General features: G+C 34.6%; 15 protein-coding genes. 6 read left to right on the forward strand and 9 right to left on the reverse strand.

Annotated features, from left to right (window positions below):
* Nucleotides 1-8 precede the first annotated feature (8 nt).
* Both IEV84_RS05835 and fucP read left to right on the forward strand, forming a co-directional pair.
* On the forward strand, nt 9-932 hold the full coding sequence (locus IEV84_RS05835; RefSeq protein WP_188493357.1) for a carbohydrate kinase family protein: 924 nt from the start codon (nt 9-11) through the stop codon (nt 930-932).
* A gap of 42 nt (nt 933-974) precedes the next feature.
* Nucleotides 975-2,330, forward strand: a complete 1,356-nt coding sequence (gene fucP / locus IEV84_RS05840) for an L-fucose:H+ symporter permease (RefSeq protein WP_188493358.1) — start codon at nt 975-977, stop codon at nt 2,328-2,330.
* A gap of 69 nt (nt 2,331-2,399) precedes the next feature.
* Here the strand turns inward: fucP and IEV84_RS05845 are convergent, their stop codons facing one another.
* Nucleotides 2,400-4,181: an SLC13 family permease gene (locus IEV84_RS05845; RefSeq protein ID WP_188493359.1), complete on the reverse strand. Its 1,782-nt coding sequence runs from the start codon at nt 4,179-4,181 to the stop codon at nt 2,400-2,402.
* A 290-nt stretch (nt 4,182-4,471) separates the two neighbouring features.
* On the opposite strand from IEV84_RS05845, the gene IEV84_RS05850 reads away from it, so the two are divergent.
* Complete coding sequence (locus tag IEV84_RS05850) at nt 4,472-6,379, forward strand: DUF294 nucleotidyltransferase-like domain-containing protein (RefSeq protein ID WP_188493360.1); 1,908 nt, start codon at nt 4,472-4,474, stop codon at nt 6,377-6,379.
* Nucleotides 6,380-6,383: 4 nt separating this feature from the next.
* Nucleotides 6,384-6,983: a 3'-5' exonuclease gene (locus IEV84_RS05855; protein WP_188493361.1), complete on the forward strand. Its 600-nt coding sequence runs from the start codon at nt 6,384-6,386 to the stop codon at nt 6,981-6,983.
* 20 nt (nt 6,984-7,003) lie between these two features.
* Here IEV84_RS05855 and IEV84_RS05860 read toward each other — a convergent pair whose 3' ends face one another.
* Entirely contained in the window at nt 7,004-8,008 is a 1,005-nt protein-coding gene (locus IEV84_RS05860) for an LLM class flavin-dependent oxidoreductase (protein WP_188493362.1), read from the reverse strand.
* Between the two features lie 219 nt (nt 8,009-8,227).
* Here IEV84_RS05860 and IEV84_RS05865 point away from each other — a divergent pair, with 219 nt between their 5' ends.
* Nucleotides 8,228-9,688, forward strand: coding sequence for an FAD-dependent oxidoreductase (locus IEV84_RS05865; RefSeq protein WP_188493363.1), 1,461 nt, complete (start codon nt 8,228-8,230; stop codon nt 9,686-9,688).
* 169 nt (nt 9,689-9,857) lie between these two features.
* On the opposite strand, the gene IEV84_RS05870 is transcribed toward IEV84_RS05865, so the two are convergent.
* The 7 genes from IEV84_RS05870 to IEV84_RS05900 are packed head-to-tail and all read right to left on the reverse strand — an operon-like array spanning nt 9,858 to nt 18,817.
* A complete protein-coding gene (locus IEV84_RS05870) occupies nt 9,858-10,886 on the reverse strand; it encodes an NAD(P)/FAD-dependent oxidoreductase (RefSeq protein WP_188493364.1) in 1,029 nt (342 codons plus the stop codon).
* Between the two features lie 5 nt (nt 10,887-10,891).
* Complete coding sequence (locus IEV84_RS05875) at nt 10,892-11,851, reverse strand: alpha/beta fold hydrolase (RefSeq protein WP_229732624.1); 960 nt, start codon at nt 11,849-11,851, stop codon at nt 10,892-10,894.
* A 21-nt stretch (nt 11,852-11,872) separates the two neighbouring features.
* On the reverse strand, nt 11,873-12,676 hold the full coding sequence (locus IEV84_RS05880; RefSeq protein WP_188493365.1) for an SDR family oxidoreductase: 804 nt from the start codon (nt 12,674-12,676) through the stop codon (nt 11,873-11,875).
* Between the two features lie 49 nt (nt 12,677-12,725).
* Nucleotides 12,726-15,770, reverse strand: a complete 3,045-nt coding sequence (locus IEV84_RS05885) for an efflux RND transporter permease subunit (protein WP_188493366.1) — start codon at nt 15,768-15,770, stop codon at nt 12,726-12,728.
* 1 nt (nt 15,771) lies between these two features.
* Nucleotides 15,772-16,800, reverse strand: coding sequence for an efflux RND transporter periplasmic adaptor subunit (locus IEV84_RS05890; RefSeq protein ID WP_188493367.1), 1,029 nt, complete (start codon nt 16,798-16,800; stop codon nt 15,772-15,774).
* 11 nt (nt 16,801-16,811) lie between these two features.
* On the reverse strand, nt 16,812-18,146 hold the full coding sequence (locus tag IEV84_RS05895) for a TolC family protein (RefSeq protein ID WP_188493368.1): 1,335 nt from the start codon (nt 18,144-18,146) through the stop codon (nt 16,812-16,814).
* 53 nt (nt 18,147-18,199) lie between these two features.
* Complete coding sequence (locus IEV84_RS05900) at nt 18,200-18,817, reverse strand: TetR/AcrR family transcriptional regulator (RefSeq protein ID WP_188493369.1); 618 nt, start codon at nt 18,815-18,817, stop codon at nt 18,200-18,202.
* Between the two features lie 294 nt (nt 18,818-19,111).
* Here IEV84_RS05900 and IEV84_RS05905 point away from each other — a divergent pair, with 294 nt between their 5' ends.
* Nucleotides 19,112-20,218, forward strand: a complete 1,107-nt coding sequence (locus IEV84_RS05905; RefSeq protein WP_188493370.1) for an alkene reductase — start codon at nt 19,112-19,114, stop codon at nt 20,216-20,218.
* The last annotated feature ends 6 nt before the right edge of the window (nt 20,219-20,224 follow it).

A 20,224-nucleotide genomic window follows, 5' to 3' on the forward strand; every position in this document is an offset into this window, starting at 1 on the left:
AAGAAGCAATGAAAAAAGAATTAAAAGCAGTTTGTTTTGGAGAAATCCTTTTTGATGTATTTCTGGAACATAAAAAAATTGGCGGAGCACCACTTAACGTAGCCACAAGATTAAAAGCCTTAGGAGGGGAGGTTGCCATGATAAGTGCGGTAGGGGACGATAGCAATGGTGAAAAACTAACCACCTATCTGAATGATTTAGGAATTAATACCACAGGAATTGAAGTAAAATCGAATTATCCAACAGGAATTGTCAATGTAATTTTGAACGAAAAAGGAAATGCTTCTTATGATATTCAATATCCTTCGGCCTGGGACAAAATTGAAATTTCTTCTTTAAATAAAACGATAGTGGAGCAGGCTGATTTTATGGTTTACGGAAGTTTATCGTGCAGAGATGCTGTTTCTAAAAAAACACTATTGGATTTATTGACTGTAGCCAAATACAAAATATTCGATGTGAATTTAAGAGTGCCGCATTATACAAAAAAGAATGTTTTGGATTTATTGTATGCTGCTGATTTTATCAAATTTAATGATGAGGAATTGAATGAAATCTGCGAAGATTTACATTCGAATAGAAAATCTCTGGAACAAAACATTCAATTCATTGCTGAGTTTACTAATACGCCAACGGTTTGTGTTACGTTGGGATCTCACGGCGCAGTACTTTTTCATAACAATAAATTCTATCACAACTGTGGTTACAAGGTAAATGTAGTAGATACTGTAGGTTCAGGCGATTCTTTTTTGGCGTCATTAATTATCATGCTGCTCAATGGTGAAAACCCACAGTATGCCATCAACTTTGCCAGTGCCATTGGAGCGATTGTGGCTCAAAATGAAGGAGCAAACCCAATCATTTCGCAATCGGAAATCGACGCATTCTTAGGTGATTTCAGTAAAAAATCATCTCAATATGAAACCGTTTAAACAAAATACAGTTTGTAATCCATTAACCAAAACCAATAAAAAATGAGTTTATCTAAAAAAATATCCGTTGTCAGTAAAGAGTATGTTTTTCAGTTTGTTATCATTACTATATTGTTTGCGCTTTGGGGAATCGCTAACGATTTGACCACTCCAATGGTTTCGACTTTCAAAAAAGTAATGCCCGAACTTACCAATGTACAGGCTTCATTGGTACAATTTGCTTTTTATTTTGGCTATTTCTTTATGGCATTGCCGGCTGCATTATTCATTAGAAAATACAGTTACAAATCGGGAATAATAGTAGGACTGATTTTGTATGCAACAGGAGCTTTTCTGTTTTATCCGGCAGCACATTATCAAAGTTATAATTTCTTTCTGGTATCTTTATGGGTAATTACCTGTGGTTTAGCGTTTTTAGAAACAACATCTAATCCGTTAATTTTATTTCTGGGCAACAAAGAAACAGCTACACAACGCTTGAATTTGGCTCAGGCATTCAATCCAATTGGTGCAATAACCGGACTGGTAATGGCTCAGTTTTTAGTAATCAAAGAAATAAAATCAGATGATTACAGCTCAGAAGCTTTTAACGCATTGTCTTCAGCAGAATTAGCCCGCATTAGAGAGAATGATTTGGGAATTATTAGTATTCCTTATATTGGATTAGGACTTTTTGTGTTGGTTATTTTAGTGATTATTTGTTTGACAAAAATGCCAAAAACAGCTCATGAAGACAAAATGTCTATTGGAGAATCGTTTAAAAAATTATTAGCGAATAAAAATTACAAACACGGCGTTATTGCGCAGGCTTTTTATGTAGGGGCTCAAATTATGTGCTGGACTTTTATTTTTCAGTATGTGGACAATATCAATATGAATTTCGGATTAGAATTAACAGCAACTTATTACAATATAGGTGCGATGCTTTTATTTTTATCGGGAAGATGGGTTGGAACCGCATTGATGAAAAACACAAATCCGTCTAAAATACTGATGTATTTTGGTGTTGGAGGTGTTTTGTGTGCTGCCGGAACAATTGTTCTTCAGGGCATACCGGGGTTAATTTCGTTGATTAGCATTTCTATTTTTATGTCGATTATGTTTCCAACTATTTACGGAATTGCATTAAAAGACATGGGCGACGAAGCTAAAATTGGTTCAGCAGGACTGGTGATGGCTATTGTTGGAGGCGCGTTAATGCCTGTTTTACAAGGAAGTATTTTAGATTGGGGCGGATCAGGATTTTCAGATGTGCAAATTTTAGGATTTATTCCCGAAGTGAATTTTTCTTTTATTTTACCTTTAATTTGTTTAGCCGTTGTAACGCATTATGGATATACAACTTACAGACTTTCTGTTAAACATAAAAAAACCGAAAATATTCTCGTTACGGAATAAATTATATTTTTTAAAGAGCTAAAAACCGATATGAATTAATGATTTGTGTCGGTTTTTTGATCATATTATTCAATTAAATGGATAAAAATAAGGTATAATGAATGTTGCAAGAATCCACAAAATAATATTTAATGGAGTACCTACAAGTAAATAATCCTTAAATCTATAGTTTCCGGGAGCATAGATCATTGTATTGGTTTGATACCCCATAGGTGTCATAAAACTAAGTGAAGCAGCAAATGCAACCGTCATTATAAATGGACGTGAATCAATTCCTAACTCAAGAGCTGTTTTGATTGCAATAGGAGTAAGTATTGCTGCAGTTGCATTGTTAGACATAAAATTTGTTGAAAGAAATGTTAATCCAAAAAAAACGGATAGAAGTACCTGTGGACCAAATATTCCTAATGCTTTTACCAATCCAACAGCCAATAATGCAGCTGTACCTGTCTTTTCCAGTGCTACACCAAGTGATAAAATTCCTGCTAACATAAACACTACTTTCCAATCAATTGATTGATAAGCTTCATCTGTTTTTAAAAATTTTAATGCTATTAAAACAACTACACCTATAGTTGCTGTTAATACAATTGGTGCTATATGAAGGGCTGCTAATAAAACAACAGTTGCTAAAATTAAAACAATAGAAAGCATTCTTTTAAAAACAAAAGGAGAGTGGTTAGTCTCAGAAATAATCAATAAATCATCACTCTTTTTTAATTCTATCATTTGTTCATTAAACGCAGTAATGAGTAAAACATCTCCTGATTTTAAGGTAACTTTACTGAAACTGTCATGTAATATTTCATCTCGTCTCCTAATAGCCAAAACATTTGCTTCTTCAAAACGTTGACGAAAATTGTATTCTTTTATAGTAAGGTCTTCCATTTTAGAACCACCAGGAATAAGCGCTTCAATAAGAACAAGATCATCTTTCAATAAATCATCATCTTCAATCTTTTTATCTGCTTTTAATTTTATTCCTTCATAATCCAACATTTTTTTTAATTCTTCAATATTACAGCTTACTTTAAGTATGTCGTTTGCATGTAATACCAATCCGGGAAAAGGAATTAGTGTTTTTTCATCCCGAATAACCTGTATAATACTTATATCAATTTTTTTTACCAGAGGTGAATTTTTAATTGTTCCTCCAACAGATTTTGCTTCCGGTAATAAAATAATTTCTGTAACATACTCACTAATTCCATATTCCTTTGCAAGTGAATTTTCTTCTTTTCGGTTAGGAAGCAACCAATTCCCAAATAAAGCCATATATGTAATACCAATAATCATAAAGCACAATCCTGCCGGAGCCATCTCAAACATCCCAATTGGGCTAAATCCTTCATGCTCTGCAATACCGCTGACCAAAATATTAGTAGAAGTCCCTATGAGTGTACATATTCCTCCAAGTAAAGCTCCAAATGATAAAGGCATCAATAGTTTGGACGGATTTATTCCTGTCTTTTTGGCAACATCCAGTGTAACAGGCAGCAAAATGGCAACAACAGCCGTATCATTCATAAAAGCAGAAAGAGTTCCTGAAATAAGCATGAGACTTATCATAGTAAACAAATAACTCTTTTTGCCAATCAGATTAAGTATTGTAGTAATTTTACTTAATGCTCCTGATTTATAAACAGCAGCACTCATTACAAACATAGCAGTAACTGTAATTGTTGCAGGATTTGTAAAACCGGAAAAACCTTCCTGAGGTGTTAATATTCCTGTTATCATTAACAAAATCATGACAATAACAGACACAGTATCAATACTAAATTTTTCAGTTATGAATAAATATAGTGCTAATACCATTATAATTAATACTGTTATATTTTCCCAAGTCATTTATTTGCTTTTATTATTGTAGTTTATCATAAATATAAGGATTTATTCTATAAAATTGTTATTTTTTATATGTTGAAAAAATGAACTATAATTTACATTATGTAAAATAGAATATATGGTTTTATCCAATAACCTCCATTTTATTGAATTGTAATCAAAGAAATAATCACCTGTTCAGGAAAATAAATAGTACAAAAAACATTTTTCTAAAACAATAACATTAAGCTGTAATCAAATTTATTTTAACTCATTTATTTAGTATTTTTACGCCAATAATTTATTGAAAGCACATGAATATAATTGCGGAACAAATTGCCGATTTTTTAAAAAATTACGCCCCTTTTAATCAGCTCAGATCTGATGAATTAGCCGAAATTGCTAATAATGTTCGTGTAATAAGTTTAGAAAAAAAGCAAACTTTATTCAAGATTAACGATGCTCTACATGACAGTTTTTATGTGGTGGCTTCGGGTGTTGTTAATATTTCAGTAATTGCTGATGCTGAAGAAAGTATTATCAATAAATGTCACGAAGGAACGATATTTGGTTTACGTCCGTTTTTTGCTAAAAATAAATACAAAATGACGGCAAAAGCCCGTGAAGAAAGTTTGGTGTACGCTATTCCTATTGCAGTTTTCAAACCATTATTAGCAAACAATTCGGAGGTTTTAAACTTTTTATTGGAAAGTTTTGCCAGCAATTTACCTGAAGATCGTTCAACACAGGGCAATCTTGCTTCTGATGGTGTTTTTTATACCGAAAAACAATCTGAAGTTCAGTTTTTTCAAACTTTAGCTTACAATACTACTCCTCTGCTGGCCACTGCTGACAGTACCGCTCAGGAAGTAGCGCAATTAATGGCTGAATCTTTAAAAAATAACGTGATTATTTTTGAAAAAAATGGTCCCATTGGAATTGTAACTCATGCCGATTTGGCTTCAAAAATTGCAACAGGGCGTTATCCTGTTACTATTCCGGTTAGTAATATCATGTCTTCGCCGGTAGTTACAGTTTTAGAAAACGTTTCTTTGGCGGAAGCCCAATTATTAATGCTTAAAAATAATGTAACTCATTTGTGTGTAACGGTTGACGGAACTGATAAATCGGTCATCAAAGGAGTGATTTCGGAACACGATTTAATTGCGGCTCAGGCCAGTAATCCGGGAGTTTTAATCAAAGAGGTAAAACGTTCTTTGTCTTCTAATGAACTCAAAGAAATTCGCAGTCGATTGACTAATTTAATTCAGTCTTCGATTCAAAAAAATATTCCTTTGACACACATAACCAATATAGCCAGCGAAATTAATTTTGCCATTTTAAAACGTGCAGTCGAATTGTCTATTTTAGATTTAGGCTCTCCTCCTGCCCGATACGCATGGTTGAGTATTGGTAGCCAGGGACGAAAAGAACAGCTTTTGTTAACGGATCAGGACAGTATTTTAGTTTTTGAGGATGTTCCGCAGGAAAAATATATTGAAGTAAAAGATTACTTTTTAAAACTGGGAAAAAAGACAACCGCCACCTTGGAAAAGATAGGTTATGAACTATGTCCGCATGGTCACATGGGAAGCAATATGATGTGGTGTAAGTCATTGACTGACTGGATTAAACAGTACAACAACTGGATGAATGCTCCAAGAGAAAATCAGGATAATTTAAGTAGTATTTTCTTTGATTATGAATTGGTTATTGGTGAGCAAAAAATAGAAACTGCCATCAATAATATTGTTTTTGAAAATGCCTATAACAATACTTTGTTTTTCGATTTTCTGGGGAATGATGCTTTGCGAAAAAATTCGCCTTTGAGTTTTTTCAAAAAGTTTATTGTTGAAGAAGAAGGAATTCACAAAGATAAATTTGATATTAAATCCCGTGCATTAATGCCGTTAATTGACAGCGCACGACTTTTTACTTTAAGTCACGATATTAAAGGAATTAACAATACTTATACCCGTTTCAAACAATTGGCAATTGTGGATCCAAAACATGCTGAAATTTTCCTGAATTGTGCCGAAGCTTATTTATTTTTAACCCGAATTAGAACTTTAGAAGGGTTGAAAAACGAAAATTCAGGACAATATATTAACTTAGAGGAACTATCGAAAAACGATAGAGAAAAACTTAAAAATTCGCTAATTCCGATGAAAGAATTAGAAGAATTAATTAAAGACAGCTTTCAACTTACCCAATTCTCATAAACAGATGCTAGACTGGTTAAAACATATCAATAAAGAATATCCGGAATTTTGGAACGATTATTTGGCTAAATTTTCTAAAAAATCGAAGCGTTACGTAATTCTGGCCACTGATGCAACAGGAAATTCGACTGAAAAAGACGTCATAACATTTATTAGCGCTTTTGCAGTTGAAGATGATGCTATTTTAATTAAAGACAGTTTTGAAACAATATTATTGCAGTACCGTTTTTTACATGATAATCATCTTTCCAACGAATATATTATCGAAAGCAGATTGCTTAAATTATCAGAACCGGAAGCTCTTAAAACTTTTATTGAATACTTAGGCAACGGAATTCTTGTGGGACATCAGATTCAGTCAAGCGTTGCAATGATTAACGCTACTTTAGAAAGGCTTGATTGCGGAAAATTACGTAATGAGGCCTTGGATATTGATATTATGCATCGAAAACTCAATGAAATTACCGACGATAAAGAATTGTCATTAGATGAACTGACTGATTTTTACAAAATTCAATCCACACCTGCTAATTCGACTACTGAAAGAGCCTATACAATTGCTTTACTTTTTTTAAAATTAAAATTTAAATTGGGACTGAAGTAGAAAAACAAACTAAAAAACAGCTATTCTTTGTTTAATTGCGCCAGAATTTCATAGGAATACAATCTCGGTTCATGTTCATAAACAGCAGTTGTTACCATTAATTCATCTATTTGAGTGATTTGGATAAAATTTTCTAATTCTCTTTTTATTTTTTCAGGACCACCAATAAAAGTATATTTTATCATTTGCTGTAAAGCTGCTTCTTCCATAGGATCCATAAAATCTTCGTCCGGTTCGACAGCTTCTTTCAGTTGCTGTCTGTTTCCGGTTATAATACCCAGAAACAGCTTTTTAAACGAAGTGGCTAATCGTTCGGCTTCTTTATTGGTATCCGCGGCAATTACATTCACACAGGCAATTACATAAGGTTTTTTTAAATTTTCCGAAGGCGTAAAATTTCTTCTGTAAATAGCCAAGGCATTATGCAATTGTGCCGGAGCAAAATGACTGGCAAAAGCATAAGGTAAGCCCAAAGACGCAGCCAAATAAGCACTTTCGGTACTTGATCCGAGAATCCAAATTGGGATATCTAAACCTTCTCCGGGAAAAGCCCTCACTCTCCCATTTTTGTTCCCTTCCGATAAATAACGTTGTAATTCTTCTACATTGGCAGGAAATTCCATAGCTGCATGTTCGTCTCTTTTTAAAGCTGCAGCCGTAAACTGATCGGTTCCAGGGGCGCGTCCCAAACCTAAATCAATCCGATTAGGAAAAAGAGTTGCCAAAGTACCAAACTGTTCCGCCACAATCAAAGGAGCGTGATTAGGAAGCATAATCCCCCCAGAACCCACTCTTAATGTAGAAGTTCCCGCAGCAATATGTCCAATCAATACCACTGTTGCTGTACTGGCAATGCCCTGCATATTGTGATGTTCGGCGAGCCAAAACCGCTCATAACCCCATTTTTCTGCATGTTGGGCTAATGACAAACTATTTTTAAAAGTATCGGTTGCATTTCCTCCGTCTCTAACTATGGCTAAATCAAGAACGGATATTTTGATTTGGGAAAGTGTATTTACAGTCATGAATAATCATCTTATTTGTATATACAAAAGTAAAGATTATAAACTGCTTTTAAGAAGATAAAAATACTAATAGAAAGTTAAATACTTATCTATTAGAAAACCTAAAAGCAACAAAATAAGACCACTTCTATAATAGTATTTTTTGTCTTAAATTTGCACAGCTTTAAAAAGTGGTAAAATATTGAAAAATAGAAGTTTTTCAAATTAAATAATAAGGAATTGAGAAAAATAAAAAACGAAGATACAAAATGGACTGTTTGTCCCGAATGTCGAGGACGTGGCAAAAAAAGCCAAAGAATCAGCAAGAAAGTCCGACTTCGTTACCAGGCAGCATTAGAACAATTTAAAAAAACAAACGCTGAAGGAACAGCTCCCCTTCCTCCTAAGAGTCACTTAATTCTCTGTACTCATTGTAACGGATCCGGATTGATTCCGGCTGTCTCTCCTCCTATTCCAGATAAAGAAAATTATCCGCATCTTGCTATCATTGGTGGTGGTATTGGTGGTGTGGCTCTGGCTGTTGCCTGTTTACACCGTGGAATTCCTTTTACACTTTATGAGCGTGATACTAATTTTGAAGCCCGTTCCCAGGGTTACGGATTGACTTTGCAACAAGCCAGTAAAGCAATTGAAGGCTTGGGAATTCTTTTTTTAGATCAAGGCGTAATTTCAACAAGACATTTGGTTCATACCACAGAAGGAAAAGTCATTGGCGAATGGGGAATTAGAAAGTGGCTGCAATCAGAAACAAAAACAACTCCCAAACGAACCAACATACATATTGCACGACAATCGCTACGTTTAGCTTTATTGGAACAACTGCAAGGCAATGATGCCGTAAAATGGGGACATCAACTAATCGATTTTAAGAAATCCGAAGATGGAAGTATTAATTTGAGTTTTCAGGTAAATAATGAAATAACGCATTCCAAAGCCGATCTTGTTGTGGGAGCCGACGGTATTCGCAGTACGGTGCGCAGGTTGTTAATTGGTGAAGAAACTACTCCTTTGCGCTATTTAGATTGTATTGTGATATTAGGAATTTGTCCTTTGAGTGCTATTGAAAACTTTGATAATGCTTTATTAGATTCCGCTACAGTATTTCAAACTGCTAATGGCAATGAGCGAATCTATATCATGCCTTATACTTCCGATTCGGTAATGTGGCAACTTAGTTTTCCAATGCCGGAAAATGAAGCTAAAGCTTTAAGCGCTTTGGGTTCTCAGGCGTTAAAAGAAGAAGCCTGTCGAAGAACCCAATGGCACGCTCCTATTCCTCAAATTGTAGCCGCAACACAAGAAACCCAAATTTCCGGTTACCCTGTGTATGACAGGGAATTACTGGATTCCGAATTATTAAAGAAAAGCGGACAAGTAACATTAATTGGTGATGCTGCCCACCCCATGAGTCCATTTAAAGGGCAAGGAGCTAATCAGGCCTTGTTAGATGCGCTCTCACTAGCCCGTACCATCACAAAAGAATGCCGACCTCAATCACAATGGAGAAAAGCCGGAATTAGAAAAACTGTACTCAATGAATTTGAAACAGAAATGTTGGCTCGCAGTGCTGTCAAAGTAAAAGATTCAGCCGCAGCAGCTGAGTTTCTACATTCTGAAATTGTGCTTCATGAAGGCGATGAACCCAGAGGAAGGTGTTTGAAGAGAAAAGATGTTTATTAGGTTTTATAAAAGCAAACTTTTAACTTTTAGAAATTTTATTATTTAATTTTCATCAACAGAAATCGCTGTCCCATTTAGCCATTTCGTAAATGGGATAGATTTCCTGAAAATGGTTTTTCAATAAGACTTTGAAGTAGTGAAGTCTTTTATTTTCCATTTTACTTTCAATTTAATTTTCCAAAAATTCTTCTTCTACCATAGCATTATTTAAAAATACTCCTGTATTATTTCCTGTTGATACAGCATATGGTACAGAGCGAAGAGGATTAGTGCTGTCTCCACAAGCGAAGACGTTATCCACTGTTGTTTTCTGAAATGCATCTACTTTGATAAGCCCTTGATCTGTTAATTCACAGCCCAATAATTCGGGGATTTTACAGTGTTGTTCAAAAGGAGGTCTTGAATAAATAGTTTGCAATTGAAAAGTGGAATTGTCTGCAAAAATTATTTCTTCCATTACACCTTCTTTGTGTTTTAATGAGGAAATTTCCTTTTCAACTATTGCAATATTGTGTCTTTTGATTTCATCGGTTTGCTCCTGTGTCAATTGAGATTTTCCATTGGTAAATAGGGTTAAATCCTTTGTCCAGTTACTAATGAGTCGAGCAAAATGAAATGCACCATATCCATTTGCTATAATCCCTGTTTTTTCGTTCTTTACTTCATATCCGTGGCAATAGGGACAATGAAGAACTGAAATTCCCCAACATTCCGAAAATCCCTTAATATTTGGCATAATGTCTTTTAAGCCTGTTGCAAAAATGAGTTTTTTAGCTGAAAACACTTTTCCTGACTGAGTTGAAATCTCAAAGCCTTTATCGGTTTTTATTCCACTAACGGCAAAGTCAGTTAAAAATTTTACCGTGTCGTATTTCAACACTTGCTTTTTTGCTTTTTCTGCAATAACAGCTGGTTTTTCCCCGTCTTGTGTAATGAAGTTATGCGAATGGGGTGTTTGCCGGTTACAAGGCAAACCGCTGTCAATAATTAGAACATTTCTTAATGATCGTCCCAAAGCCATTGCTGCCGAAAGTCCTGCGTAGCTTCCGCCAACTATGATTACGTCAAAATTTTTGTTATCTGTCATTTCGTTAAAATTTGAAAAGGTTATTAATGGAAAAGGTAAAGCTAAAACTGATAAAGCAAGTCCCCCTTGTTTTATCAGTTCTCGTCTTGATATTTTTTTCACTTCAGTCATTTGTTTTATAGATGTGTGCCGTTTTTTAAAGTAGTAAGGCTCCATGCCGCGATCCGTTCCGCGATCGCCTCGGGTGCCTCGATGTGAAGGAAGTGGCCAGTGTCTGGGACGACCTCCATCGTATGCTGGGCGGCAAAACGATGTCGGTCGTCAACCTGTGCAGGGAGGATGCAGCCGTCGTTGGCACCGTAAAGCTGCAACAAGGGCACTTTGATTGGCTTAGACATGCGTCGCGTTGCCCCAAGCATGCCAGGTCGCAACATCGCACGGTAGTACTTTAGAGGAGCAGGCATGCTCGCCCGCAGGTGCTCATGTAGCTCCGCCTTGAGAGCAGGATCGAGCGAGAAGCCGGGCGACCATTGACGCCAAAGGTTGTCAATGAGGGAAAGATCGCGAGCGGTGGCTACCCAGCCGCTTCCAGGAAATTGAAAAAGCCCCATGTACCAGCTCCGGCGTAACTGAGGTAGGTGCGTTAGTCGGCTCATGAACGTGAGTGGGTGAGGGATTGTGAGCGCGACCGCGCGTACAATCTTCTCCGGTGCTGTGACACAGACATCGTATGTGATTAGGGCTCCCCAGTCGTGGCCAATCAACTCGACAGGCCGTCCCGGAGACCAACGGTCGATTAGCGCGAGTACGTCGCTGGTGAGGGATACAAAGTCGAACGGCCCAGCAATCGGGGACGGCGAGTAACCGCGAAGCCAAGGTGCGACGACGTAACGTCCGCGGCGGCCGAGCTCCGCTAGGAAGAGCCTCGCGGTCGGCGGATGGTCTGGGAAGCCGTGCAAGAAGATAGTTGGTTGACCATTGGGATCACCACCTTGCAGCGCATGAAAGGTGCCGTGAGGCAGGTCGAAGGTGACGTGTTCGAACTCCATGTGTGCAAGAGTCGTTGTACGAGAGACAGTGTCTTTGGTTTTTGAAATGGACTCACCTTGTTCTGATTCGTTACGAATTTTCTCCATTGTATTCATATTTAAGATGATTTATTTTGCTGTTTTTACACTTTTATATATTGCTCCTTCAAACTGTGTATAGACGTAATTATTAAGGAATAGTACTATTCCCGCCATTTTCCCTACAATGTTTCGGAACTTTGGTTTTTTAGCATTAATCACTTTAATAATTTTGTTCACTATTATAGAAGGCTCATCTCCATTTGCCAAACCATTTTTGATATACTTATTCACTTGCTCTTTATAGTTCTTGTATTCTGGTATATTTCCATCAACAGAAATCATATTTGTGCCAATATTTGTTTTTGCCCACATAGGCTGTACCATACTAACATTGATATTAAATTGGCTTACCTCAAAACGCAATGATTTAAAGAATCCTTCTAAAGCATGTTTGGATGCAGCATATATTGGGTGCATAGGCAAAGATAAAAGCCCCATCATTGAGCTAACTGTAATAATCTGGCCAAACTTTTGTTTTCTGAAATAAGGCAATATTGCTTTTGTTACATTTACAGTTCCCCAAAAGTTAGTTTCAAATTGAAGTCTCCCTTCTTCTGTTGATGTTTCCTCTGCTAATCCAATGAGCATATAACCCGCATTATTAACCAAAACATCTAATTGATCTACGGTTTCAAAAAGTTGCTTTGTAAATTCTTTAATTGAATTCTCATTAGAAATATCCAAAGCCAATACTTTAAAGGGAACAGTGGCTTGCAGTTTATCTGGATTACGACTTGTACCAATTACATTATGACCTTGTTGATGTAAATTCTCTGCTAGCAGTAAGCCAAAGCCTGATGATGCTCCTGTTATTAAAATTGTTTTTTTCATTTTTTAACTTATTTTTTATTGTTTATAATCTTAATTATTATTGTAATTATTATTTTTCAATACTTGGAGGTATCAGTTTATACATTACAGGTGTAACAATTCTTGATAAAATTGTTGAACTGATTAAGCCTCCAATTAATACTAAAGCTAAAGGTGATATTTGCGGATTAGGATTCATTGCAAGTGGTATTAAACCACCAATGGCTGTTAGTGATGTTAGAACAACTGGTAAAAAACGTATTTCTCCTGCTTTTTCAATAGCCTCTCCTAAGGGTACACCATCCATTCGTAACTGATTAGTGAAATCAACCAACAAAATGGAATTTTTTACTTCAATACCTGCCAATCCAATAAATCCAATAATTGCAATAAAGGACATAGGATTTCCAGACAACCATAACATGATTACACCTCCAATAACCCCAAGTGGAATTACAGAGAGTACAATTAAAATTCCTTTGAATGTCTTGAATTGTAAAATAAGAACCGCAATAAATAAGAAAACGGTTAGAATGATTACAGTAATAAAGTTTCCTCCAAAAGCATCTCCTTCACTTTCTGCTTCTCCAGATAATTTATAATAATATCCTTTTGGCATTTTTAGATTATCCAATTTTGGAACGATGTCTTTTAACACATCATTCGCTAAAATACCATCTTTAGTAGAAGCAGTAATTTTTATAAATCGGTTTTTGTCAAAGTGATTAATGTTGTTTGGTGAAGTAACAAATTCAATATTAGCTATTTGTTTTAGCGGAATAGGAGTTCCAACTGCATTATTTACATATAAATTGGTTAAAACATTTAATGTTGCTTTGTCGCCTTTAGGAGTATTCACTACAATTTCAAAGTCATCACCATCATCATCTGTATATGTTCCTATAGATATACCAGCCACGGCTAATCGAATTGTTTTATCAATGTCTGAAGTAAAAACACCGAGAGTTCTTGCTTTTTCTCGATTGATATTAACTTTAATATCTGTTTTTAATGTATTCAAATCATTATTTACATAGATTGTACCTGAGTTAGATTTTACAATTTTTTCAACATCAAATGATAATTTTCTCAAGGTGTCCAAATTATCCCCAAAGACTCTAACTGATATTGGAGCTTCAATAGGTGGTCCTTGTTCAAAATCTTTGATTTCTACTTTTGCTAATGGAAAATTTTTGAATTGTTTACGAAGTTTCTCTATGAGTTCAATTTTACTTTTTGGTTTTGCATCATCCTCTAATTGAACAAAAAGTTGAGCAAAATCATTTTTCTCCTCTTGTTGTGGCACATTATAATAAATTTGAGGATTGCCTTTTCCAATATTTGAAGTGAAGTATTTTATTTCCTCATATTTAACAATATCACTTTCAACTAACTTAGTTATCCTTTTACTTTCTTCCAAACTAGTTTGCAACGGCATTCTTATATTGACCAAAAAAATTGGTTTTTCAGACGAAGGGAATAGTTTAAAACCTATTACAGGGAAAAGTGATACCGAACCAACAAATAATACTACCGTAATAATTAAAGTTAACATTGGTTTTTCCAAAGCTTTATGCATTAATCGAGTGTAGGTTCTGTTAATAAATTTTTGTAAATATTGAAGAAAAATGTTTCCTTCGCCATTATGATGCTCTTTTAAAATTCTGCTGGATAAAAACGGAACTAAAGTCAAAGAAACCAGCATAGAGGCAAGAATAGTAGATATTACTGCCATAGGTAAGCCACGAATGAATTCGCCCGGACCTGCAGGTAAAAACAGTAAAGGCAAAAATGAGATTACCAATGTTGCGGTACAGCCAATAACAGCTAATGTAATTTGTTTTGTTGCTTTTATGGCAGCTTCTCTTTTAGTGTGTCCTTCTCTGAGCCATCGTTCAATATTTTCAACCACAACAATACTGTCATCTACTAAAAGCCCTAACGAAACAACAAGCCCAACAATACTTAACTGATTTAAAGAAAACCCAAAAGCATTTAGACCAATTAACCCCAATGCTAATGATAAAGGAATAGCAATCATTACAACAATGGATGCACGAGTTCCTAGAGGTAAAAGCGTAATTAACACTAAACCTAATGCAATGATAAAATCTATACCTAATCCAGAAAGGCGTAAGGCAACATTGTTAGCCTGATCAAAGTTTTTGACTAAGGCTACATTCTTGGGTAATATTTTTTCAAACTCAGCAATAATTGGCAATGATTTCTTCTGCGTACTGCTAATATTAGCTCCTACTTTTTGAGCGGCAGAAACTAGTACACATCGTTGTCCATTTAGTCTTGTAATATGCTTTTCTTCTTCTAATTTATAATCAACTTTTGCAACTTCCTTTAGCGTAATAATTTTACCGTTACCGTTGTAAACTACAGTGTTTTCAATATCTTCAATATCTTTAAACTTTCCGCTGGTTTTCACGTTGAATGTCTTATTTCCGGCTTCTAAACTTCCTCCAGGAATGTTAAGAGCTTCGCTTTGCAAACTTCCAATAACAACGTTTAACGGAATTTTTAACTCAGCTATTTTATCCAGTTTTAAATCAATTCTGATAGTCTCTTCTGGTGCTCCCGATACTTTAACTTTTTTTAGTTCCTTTACTTTCTCTAACTTTTCTTTTAAATCATCCCCTAAGTCCTTTAAGTCTTTATATGATGCGTTCTCTGAAATTAAAGCAACTTGGAAAATATTTACATCCGAAGGATCTACTTTTCGAATATCAATTTTGTGAATATCCTGCGGTAATTCACTTCTTAAATTGTTTACTTCTCTAATTACTTCCTGATATTTATTGTCAACATCTTCGCCATATTTAAAATCTACCTGAATGATGGCCAAACCATCTTCAATAGAAGTTACAATTTTGTCAACATTATCTAACTCATATAATTTATTTTCAATTGGTTTTACAACTAATTCCTCCATGTCTTTTGGGCTGGTTCCGGGATAAACAACTACTACCGGATAAGATGGAGGATTAATTTGAGGGTCTTCAGCTCTTGGCATTGTGAATAAAGTAACAAAACCCACAACTGCTACCATGATGAATACTACTAAAGTAAACTGGTAATTTTTGACTGTAAAATTGGTAAGGTTCATGTTATTTTATGATTTTGATTTTTGATTTTTCATTCAGGAACGGAGAATTACCAATAACAACACTTGAAGCATTCTCTAATCCGTTGGCAACAATTACTTCTTTGTCATTAAAACTTTCAATTTTAATTGGGATTTTCTTCACCGTAGTATTTGATGTTGGAATAAATACGAAAGCATTTTTTCCATTAGCCTCTATAACGGCATCGTATGGAATAGCATTACTATTTTTATTGCCGGCAACATTTATAATTACTTTGGCAAACATTCCTACGGCTAAATCTTTAGTAGCATTTTGAATTTTTATTTCAATTTGAAAAGTACCCGAATTGCTGTCTACCGCTTTACTTTTTTGAGATACAATACCAGAGTAGGATTTACCATTAACTTCAATTTTACAGGAATTATTTTCATTAATAGTAACCCAATCACTATCAGAAACTCCGATTTTTACAATCCAATTTTTTTGATTGTTATTTTCGTTAATAGTAAGGACAGGGGAACCTCCTTGTATAATTTCGCCTTCATTTGCTGTTTTTTCTGTTACAAATCCGGATGAAGTAGCATAGATATAAGCATACTTTTTATTGAATTTGGCTTGTTCAAATGATTTTTCTGCAATTTCAAGCAATGTCTTTGTATTTTGCAATTGCTCTAATGTAGCTACACTGTCTTTATGCAAGCTGTAAATTCTATTATAATCTCTTTTGCTTTTTTCATAGCCCAATTTAGCTTGTGTAACCTGAGCTTCGATTTCAGTTAGTTTTAATGTTGCCAATAATTGGCCTTTACTAAAAGATTGTCCTTCTTTTACATATATTCTGTCAATTACACCACCTACTTTGAAAGCAAGTTTAGTCTCATTCTCAGTAGTTATTAAACCGGTTGATATAATACTGCTGCTGTTATTTACATTCCTTAGATCAAACGTTTTAACAGGGATGACTTCTGTGTTTTCTGCTTTATCTTTTGCCTTATTGCAAGACATTACACTGATAATTGTGAAAAGAATTAAAATTTTATTTATTTTCATTTTAGTAATTTTTAAAAGTTAATATTATAAGTTGCATTGGCTCTTTCTAATTCTGCAAAAGCAATCCAGGTGTCATAGAAAGCAATATTTGAATTAAGAAGAGAGTTGATGTATTGGTTTTGAGCATCTAAGACTTCTATATAAATAACCTGTCCTTCTTTATACAGCTTTGAAATATCATCGTTGTATTTTTTGGCTGCCACATTTTGATTTTTCTCCGACTTATAGAGTTCGATTTTTGACAATAGGTTATTTCTGTTTATTTCATATTGTAATAGTAGTTGTTGTCTAACATTGTCTGTTTGGGAATTAATGCTTTTTCTTTCTTCCTGAATCTGTTTGAGTTTGTATTTGTTTTTATTTCCAGAGAAAATGTTCCACTCCAAAGCAACACCTCCAAAATAATAACGGGATTGTTTATTAACTTCAAAATCAAAATCTTGTAAGCCCAAGTCTATAAAACCACTTAATTTTGGAAACCAATAGGACTGCGTTAGTTTTGATAGCGTAGTGTTTATTTCTGAAGCTGTTTTTAGTTTCGAAAATTCTTCTCTCGTTTTTGTATTTTCAGAATAAAAATCAATAGGAATAAGAGTATTGTCCTTATCGAATGCTATTTCGGTATCGAGCTTTTGATTGATTAAAAAATTGAAATAGGCCTGAGCATTTTTACTATTTTGTCTGGCTTCTTCTAATTTGGCTTCGATGCGTTTTACCTCATTATCGCTTCGTAAAACAGCAGTACGGTTTATTTTATCATTCTTGAATAAAGATTGATTTACTCTTTGATTTTCTAATGTAAGTTTTAAAGCAATTTCGTAAATAGATATCGCTTCTGTGGACTGTATGAATTTATAATAAGCAATCTTGATGTCCTTTACCAGCTCTCTTTTGTAAATATCAAGTTCCACTTTTTGGAGGTCATTTTGATAAGCTTTAATTCTTTTGTTATAAATAATCTCATAATTCAACAGCGGCATTGTTGTATGAATCTTTGCATCGTAGAAATTATTCGGATTAATCAAAACAGACTGATTTTCTAATGTTGGAAAGGCATTGGAATTTGTTATTTGATTTAAAGTTGCATATACAGGATTAAGCATATCGCCAATTGGAATATCAATGGTTCTTCCTCCATCAGCAACAGTATAATTTGCATTAATTGATGTAATTGGATAAAAAAGACTCTTTGCTTCTTTCAAAGCCCAAATACTTCTGTTAATATCAAAATTGTGCTGTTTTACAACTTCATTGTTTTGAAGACCTATTTTAATATAGTCCTCAAGTTGATTTTGGGAATAAGTACTAAGCCCAAAACATAAAAAAAGATAAGTTACTATTTTCATAATATTACATTGTTTACTTATTGAACATTGTTCAAAATATTGAACAAAAAAAATTACATTTTATCTATTATTTTTAAAAACTCATTATACCCATCATATAGAATGGTGTCTGGATTAGTGAATTTCACACCTTTGGTTCTCTGTCTGATTTCAAGGCAGCACATTCCATGAACTAAACTCCAGATCATGAAAGATAAAGCTTCTAATGAATTTCCCTCAAAATGCCCTTTTTGCATACACTGATTGACCGTTTCTTTTAAAGCCCCAAAGGTTGTTACTCCTTCATCCCAATCTTCATTATCGCAGTTTGTTAAAAATTCAATTGGAGCCTTAAGATTGAACATCAGGTCATACATTTCAGAATTTTCTATAGCAAATTTGATGTAAACAAAGCCCATTTTTCGAAGACGTTCCATAGGATCTTCTATTTTGAATAAATCTTTAAAATAACCACCTAATTCCTGAAATCCGATCGAATGTAAATCGTGTAAAATGGCATTTTTGTCTTTAAAATATACATATACCGTACCTACGCTATAATCAATCTCGTCAGCAATATTTCTTATGGTAGTCTGTTCAATCCCTTTTTCTATAAAAAGTTTTTTTGCTCCTTTTAGAATAAGCATTTTTAATGCTTCTTTTTCCCTTGCTTTTCTATCAGCTACACTCATATATCAAAAAATATTATTCAACAAAGATATGTTTTATTTTTGAACAACGTTCATTTTTTTGAAAAAAAATAAGAACAGCAATAAAATTAATCGTTTTGCAGTGTTTTTAGAGATAAATTTTTAATCGTTTTTTGAGTTTTTTTTCAGATGTATAGATTCAATTCACATCAATACCCCACCCCATATATACAAAACCTCCGTAAAAACGTATCACACCTTCCCACTTTTGTATAACAAGCGAGGACAACTTCGATAGTAGCTTTGCATCATTAAATAATCATAAAAAATAAAATAATGAGCAAAACAATTTTCGAACCCTACAATTTGAATGGGTTACAATTAAGAAATCGTATTGTAATGGCACCTATGACCCGCTCTAGAGCTGATAATGAAGGTAACGCTGCCACAGAACTCATTGCAGAATATTACAGACAGCGAGCATCGGCAGGACTAATCATTACAGAAGGAACTTTCATCAGTCCCGAAGCCGTTGGCTATATTAATGTACCTGCCATTTATTCAAAAGAGCAAATAGAAGGTTGGAAATTAACAACCCAAGCTGTACACCAAGAAGGAGGAAGTATTTTTGCCCAATTATGGCATACAGGAGCTATTTCACATCCTGATTTGCAAAACGGGAACAAACCACTTGGCCCATCGACTGTTAATCCTTACCAACAAGTATTTACATTTGAAGGCTTTAAGGATACGGTAGAAGCACAGGCAATGACCATTGCCGATATAAAAAGAACGATAAATGATTTTAAGCAAGCAGCACTCAACGCTTTTGAGGCTGGATTTGATGGTGTAGAAATACACAGTGCCAATGGTTTTTTGTTACAGCAATTTTTACATAAAAATTCAAATCATAGGACAGATGAATATGGGGGTTCTATAGAAAATAGAGCTCGTATAATTTTTGAAATACTAGACGAATTAAAAACAGTAATTGATCTTTCTAAAGTTGGAATTCGTTTTAACCCTTCAGTTCACGGAATTATGGGCATTGAAGCTGATGATGAGACTATTGCTTTGTATAACTATATTGCAAAGCGATTAAATGATTATAATTTAGCCTACATACATCTTACAGAGCCTTTTACAGATGTTTCAAAAGTGGATTTGGCTATTCAAAAAGTAGCCAAACATTTTCGCGAATTTTACAAAGGCACTATCATCACAAATGTTCGTTACACCAAAGAAACAGCCAATCAGGTTATAGCCTCTGGCGATGCAGATTTGGTAGCTTTTGGGGTTCCGTTTATTGCGAATCCTGATTTAGTTGAACGTTTTAAGTCCGATGCTGCACTTAATGCACCTGACCCAGACACTTTTTACACTTCCGGAGAAAAAGGATATACTGATTATCCGAAAATGACTGAAGTTTCTAACTCCATCTAAATTTTA

This window comes from Flavobacterium palustre (genome assembly GCF_014639535.1).
In the GTDB taxonomy this organism is placed as follows: Bacteria; Bacteroidota; Bacteroidia; order Flavobacteriales; family Flavobacteriaceae; genus Flavobacterium; species Flavobacterium palustre.

Coding starts and splice junctions, on each gene's coding strand:
- IEV84_RS05890 (WP_188493367.1), bottom strand. CDS start 16,800: ATGAAAATAAATAAAATTTTAATTCTTTTCACAATTATCAGTGTAATG.
- IEV84_RS05870 (WP_188493364.1), bottom strand. CDS start 10,886: ATGACTGAAGTGAAAAAAATATCAAGACGAGAACTGATAAAACAAGGG.
- IEV84_RS05835 (WP_188493357.1), top strand. CDS start 9: ATGAAAAAAGAATTAAAAGCAGTTTGTTTTGGAGAAATCCTTTTTGAT.
- IEV84_RS05860 (WP_188493362.1), bottom strand. CDS start 8,008: ATGACTGTAAATACACTTTCCCAAATCAAAATATCCGTTCTTGATTTA.
- IEV84_RS05855 (WP_188493361.1), top strand. CDS start 6,384: ATGCTAGACTGGTTAAAACATATCAATAAAGAATATCCGGAATTTTGG.
- IEV84_RS05895 (WP_188493368.1), bottom strand. CDS start 18,146: ATGAAAATAGTAACTTATCTTTTTTTATGTTTTGGGCTTAGTACTTAT.
- IEV84_RS05900 (WP_188493369.1), bottom strand. CDS start 18,817: ATGAGTGTAGCTGATAGAAAAGCAAGGGAAAAAGAAGCATTAAAAATG.
- IEV84_RS05880 (WP_188493365.1), bottom strand. CDS start 12,676: ATGAAAAAAACAATTTTAATAACAGGAGCATCATCAGGCTTTGGCTTA.
- fucP (WP_188493358.1), top strand. CDS start 975: ATGAGTTTATCTAAAAAAATATCCGTTGTCAGTAAAGAGTATGTTTTT.
- IEV84_RS05850 (WP_188493360.1), top strand. CDS start 4,472: ATGAATATAATTGCGGAACAAATTGCCGATTTTTTAAAAAATTACGCC.
- IEV84_RS05875 (WP_229732624.1), bottom strand. CDS start 11,851: ATGGAGAAAATTCGTAACGAATCAGAACAAGGTGAGTCCATTTCAAAA.
- IEV84_RS05845 (WP_188493359.1), bottom strand. CDS start 4,181: ATGACTTGGGAAAATATAACAGTATTAATTATAATGGTATTAGCACTA.
- IEV84_RS05905 (WP_188493370.1), top strand. CDS start 19,112: ATGAGCAAAACAATTTTCGAACCCTACAATTTGAATGGGTTACAATTA.
- IEV84_RS05885 (WP_188493366.1), bottom strand. CDS start 15,770: ATGAACCTTACCAATTTTACAGTCAAAAATTACCAGTTTACTTTAGTA.